Origin of the sequence: Buchnera aphidicola (Brevicoryne brassicae) (assembly GCF_005082825.1) — a bacterium.
Lineage (GTDB): Bacteria > Pseudomonadota > Gammaproteobacteria > Enterobacterales > Enterobacteriaceae > Buchnera > Buchnera aphidicola_AK.
In genome coordinates this window covers 2,964-7,866 of the sequence record NZ_CP034883.1, presented here as the reverse complement: position 1 = coordinate 7,866, position 4,903 = coordinate 2,964, and the positions used below count along the sequence as shown (strand labels likewise).

The following is a 4,903-nucleotide window of genomic DNA, read 5'->3' as shown; positions in this document are numbered from 1 at the left end:
TTTTATTGTGTAAATTTATTTTATTCAAAAACATTTTTATTTTTTTAAAAGATGAGAAAAATTTTTATGAATTCTAAAGTTATTATTTTTGATACCACCTTACGTGATGGTGAACAAGCATTACAGGCAAGTCTTAGCGTTAAAGAAAAACTGCAAATTGCATTATCGCTCGAAAAATGTGGCATAGACATTATTGAAGTTGGATTTCCTATTTCATCACCCGGAGATTTTAAATCAGTTCAGACTATATCCAAAAATATCAAAAACAGTCGAATATGTAGTCTAGCAAGATGTGTTGAAAGGGATATTGATGCAGCAGGTGAAGCTATGTCTGCATCTAATTCTTTTAGAATTCATATTTTTTTAGCGACTTCGACATTACATATGCAATCTAAGTTAAGAAAAAATTTTGATGAAATTATAGATATGTCTATATTATCTGCAAAAAAAGCTTTACGTTATACTGATGATGTTGAATTTTCTTGTGAAGATGCTAGCAGAACTACAATAGATAATTTATGCCGCATTGTAGAAAAATTAATAAAATCAGGAGTAAAAACTATTAATATCCCAGATACAGTAGGGTACACAGTACCAAATGAATTGTCTTCTATTATTAACAATTTATTTGAACGTGTGCCTAATATTCATAAATCTATAATCTCAGTTCATTGCCATAATGATTTGGGAATGGCAGTAGGAAATTCAATATCAGCTATACAAGCTGGTGCTAGACAAATTGAAGGTACCATCAATGGAATCGGCGAAAGAGCTGGAAATACGGCATTAGAAGAAATTATTATGGCTATAAAAGTTAGAGAAGATATTTTAGGTGTTTCAACTAATATAGTACATAAAGAAATTTATCGTACTAGTCAAATTATTAGTCAAATTTGTAATATGCCTATCCCTCCTAACAAAGCTATTGTAGGTAGTAATGCATTTGCACATTCTTCTGGAATTCATCAAGATGGTGTATTAAAAAATAGAAAAAATTATGAAATTATGGATCCTAATAGTATCGGTTTAAAGGAAGTAAAACTTAATCTAACTTCTCGTTCGGGGAGAGCTGCAGTAAAATATTATATGGATAAAATGGGTTACAAACATACTGATTATAATATAGATGAACTTTATACTGCATTTTTAAAATTAGCAGATAAAAAGGGACAAGTCTTTGATTATGATTTAGAAGCTTTAGCATTTATTAATAAACAACAAGAAGAACTAGAATATTTTTCTTTAAAATTTTTTAGTGTTCAATCTATTTCAAATGGTTTATCTACTGCCTCAGTTCAATTATTATGTGGTAAAAAAATACATACAGAATCATCTACTACAAGTAACGGTCCTGTAGATGCTATCTATCAAGCATTAAATAGAATTACACATTTTCCTATAACATTACAAAAATTTCAGCTTGTAGCAAAGGGTAAGGGTAAAGATGCATTAGGTCAAGTAAATATTTTAGTGGAATATGAAAATCGTAAATTCCATGGCATTGGTTTAGCTACTGATATTATTGAGTCATCAGCTCAAGCTATGGTTAATGTATTAAATAATATATGGAAAGCTAAACAAGTTAATAAAAAATTAAAAAATTTAAAAAAATTTTAATAAATTCTAATTTGTTTAAATTTAAACAAAAATATTTTAGTATAAAAAATAAAATCATTTTTTTATTAAAAATTTATATAATTATTTTTTAAGGATAATATTTTTTATGAAAAAAAAATATCGTATTGCTATATTACCTGGAGACGGGATAGGTCCTGAAGTTATGCAGGAGGCATATAAAATTTTAAAAATCTTAAAAGATCAATTTTCATTATTTATAGAAACAGAAGAGTTTAATGTTGGAGGTATAGCTATTGATACTCAAGGAACAGCTTTACCTAAAGATACCTTAATCGGATGTGAAAATTCTGATGCAATTTTATTTGGTTCAGTTGGAGGAAAAAAATGGGATAAATTACCTGTAAATCAGCGTCCTGAAAGGGCTTCTTTATTACCTTTACGAAAACATTTTGATTTATTTTCTAATTTAAGACCATCTAAATTATATTCAGAATTAAGTTTTTTGTCTCCTCTTCGTTTTGACATTGTAAAAAATGGTTTTGATATATTATGTGTTAGAGAATTAACAGGCGGGATTTATTTTGGAAAACCAAAAGGTCGTTTGTGTGAAAATAATTTAACTTATGCTTTTGATACAGAAATTTATTATGAATTTGAAATTATTCGTATTGCACATTTAGCTTTTAAATTAGCACGTTCTAGAAAATTTAAAGTTTGTTCTATAGATAAAGCAAACGTTCTTCAAAGTTCTATTTTATGGAGAGAAATAGTAGAAGATATTTCTAAACAATATCCTGATGTTATTTTATCTCATTTATATATTGATAATGCTTGCATGCAAATTATAAAAGACCCTAATCAATTTGACGTAATATTATGTTCAAATCTTTTTGGAGATATTATTTCAGATGAATGTGCTATGATCACAGGTTCTATAGGTATGTTACCATCTGCAAGCTTAAATAATAAAAATTTTGGTTTATATGAACCAGCAGGAGGATCTGCTCCTGATATTGAAGGCAAAAATATTGCTAATCCTATAGCACAAATTCTCTCTCTTTCAATGTTGATTAGATATAGTATGAACTTAGATAAAATAGCTGATAAAATTGATAATGCTGTAATTAATGTTTTAAAAAAAGGCTATAAAACTATAGATATATCTAATGATAAAAATTATTTTAAAACAAATGAAATGGGTGATGCTATTGCTAATTGTTTAATTAATGGTAAATAAAAAATGAATAAAACATTATATCAAAAAATATATGATTCACATATTATACATGCAAAAAAAAATGATTCAGCTGTTTTATATATAGATTTACATTTACTTCATGAAGTTACATCTCCTCAAGCTTTTGATTCATTACGTAATAAAAAACGAACAGTTAGACAACCTAAAAAAACCTTTGCAACAATGGATCATAATGTATCAACACAGAGTAAAGATATAAATGCATCAGGATCGATGGCAAAAATTCAAATGCAAACATTAATAAAAAATTGTAAAGAATTCGGTATATCATTATATGATTTAAACAACCCTAATCAAGGTATTGTTCATGTGATAGGACCTGAACAAGGGATGACTTTACCTGGTATGACTATTGTGTGTGGTGATTCCCATACATCTACTCACGGTGCATTTGGTGCATTATCTTTTGGTATTGGTACTTCAGAAGTAGAACATGTTCTTGCTACTCAAACATTAAAACAACAACGTTTTAAAAGTATGAAAATAGAAATCATTGGAGAAATGCAACACTTTGTTACTGCTAAAGACGTAATTTTATTTATTATAGGTAAAATAGGATCATCTGGAGGGACTGGATATGTTATTGAATTCTGTGGAAGTGTTATTAACAAAATGAGTATGGAGGAAAGAATGACAATTTGTAATATGGCAATTGAACTTGGTGCAAAATCTGGATTAATAGCACCCGATCAAATTACCTATTCATATTTAAAAAATAAAATTTATTCTCCATATGGTGATTTTTGGAAAGAATCATTAGAATTTTGGAAAACTTTAAAAACAGATGAAAATGCAATTTTTGATAAAACTTTTACTATTGATATATCTAATCTTTTGCCTCAAGTTACTTGGGGGACAAATCCAGATCAGGTAATTTCTATTAATGAAAAAATACCTGATTTTAATTTTTTTGATAGTTTCATGAAAAGAGATTTAGCTAAATCTGCTTGTGAATATATGGATTTGAAACCAGGTACTTATTTAACAGATATTAATATTGATAAAGTTTTTATTGGATCTTGTACTAATGGACGAATAGAAGATTTAAGAGTAGCTTCGAAAATATTAAAAAATAAAAAAATTTCTAAAAATCTAAAAGCTATCGTAGTTCCTGGGTCAGGTGTGGTTAAAAGACAAGCTGAAAGAGAGGGTTTAGATAAAATTTTTATCAATTCGGGGTTTGATTGGCGGTTACCTGGTTGTTCTATGTGTTTAGGGATGAATAATGATAAATTATCTTATGGTGAACGTTGTGCTTCTACTAGTAATAGAAATTTTGAAGGTCGTCAAGGTAGGGGTGGTAGAACACATTTAGTAAGTCCTATTATGGCTGCATTAGCTGCTTTATATGGTAAATTTTTTAATCCTATGAATTTAAAAAAATAAAAATGAGAATATTTTAAAATGCTTAAATTTACTGAACATACAGGTATTGTTGTTCCTTTAGATATATCTAATATAGATACAGATATTATTATTCCTAAACAATTTTTACAGAAGATTAACAAGATAGGATTTGGTAAATATCTATTTCATGATTGGCGTTATCTTGATTCTAATCAATTAAAAAAAAATAATCAATTTATTTTAAATAAAAAAGTTTATGAAAATGCTAGTATTTTATTAACTAAGTCGAATTTTGGCTGTGGTTCTTCTAGAGAGCATGCTGTTTGGTCTTTGTTAGATTATGGATTTAAGATAATCATAGCTTCTAGTTTTAGTGATATTTTTTATAACAATAGTTTTAATAATAAACTTCTTTTAATTACATTACAAGAAAAAGTTATTGATTTTCTTTTTGATATTGTAAAAAAAAATTTGGGTATTAGTTTTTGTGTTAATTTAATTAATAGTAAAATAATTGTAAATAAAAATTCTTTTTCATTTGAGTTAGATGATTCTCGTCGGTTTTGTTTATTAAATGATTTAGATAACATAGATTTAACTATGAAATTTTTAAAAGAAATAGAGATCTATGAAAGTAAAATCCCTGATTTTCTTTTAAAGAGGAGGGAATTTAGTTCAAAAATTGTATAGTTTATTTTTAAAAAAATAGCGAAAGTCTTA

Annotated in this window: 4 protein-coding genes; all 4 read left to right on the top strand. The window is 27.1% G+C overall.

The genetic code is table 11. The features are described 5' to 3' along the window. The first annotated feature begins 66 nt into the window (after nucleotides 1-66). The 4 genes from leuA to leuD all read left to right on the top strand — a co-directional run bounded on the left by leuA (nucleotide 67) and on the right by leuD (nucleotide 4,873). Nucleotides 67-1,617, top strand: a complete 1,551-nt coding sequence (gene leuA / locus D9V66_RS03150; protein ID WP_158366069.1) for a 2-isopropylmalate synthase — start codon at nucleotides 67-69, stop codon at nucleotides 1,615-1,617. Between the two features lie 106 nt (nucleotides 1,618-1,723). Next, the gene (gene leuB / locus D9V66_RS03145; protein WP_158366067.1) at nucleotides 1,724-2,815 is read left to right on the top strand and encodes a 3-isopropylmalate dehydrogenase; all 1,092 of its coding nucleotides are present in this window, start codon (nucleotides 1,724-1,726) and stop codon (nucleotides 2,813-2,815) included. 3 nt (nucleotides 2,816-2,818) lie between these two features. After that, nucleotides 2,819-4,222 (top strand): 3-isopropylmalate dehydratase large subunit, encoded by a 1,404-nt coding sequence (leuC, locus tag D9V66_RS03140; protein ID WP_158366065.1) that lies wholly within the window; start codon nucleotides 2,819-2,821, stop codon nucleotides 4,220-4,222. 18 nt (nucleotides 4,223-4,240) lie between these two features. Further along, nucleotides 4,241-4,873, top strand: coding sequence for a 3-isopropylmalate dehydratase small subunit (gene leuD / locus D9V66_RS03135; RefSeq protein ID WP_158366063.1), 633 nt, complete (start codon nucleotides 4,241-4,243; stop codon nucleotides 4,871-4,873). Nucleotides 4,874-4,903 lie beyond the last annotated feature (30 nt).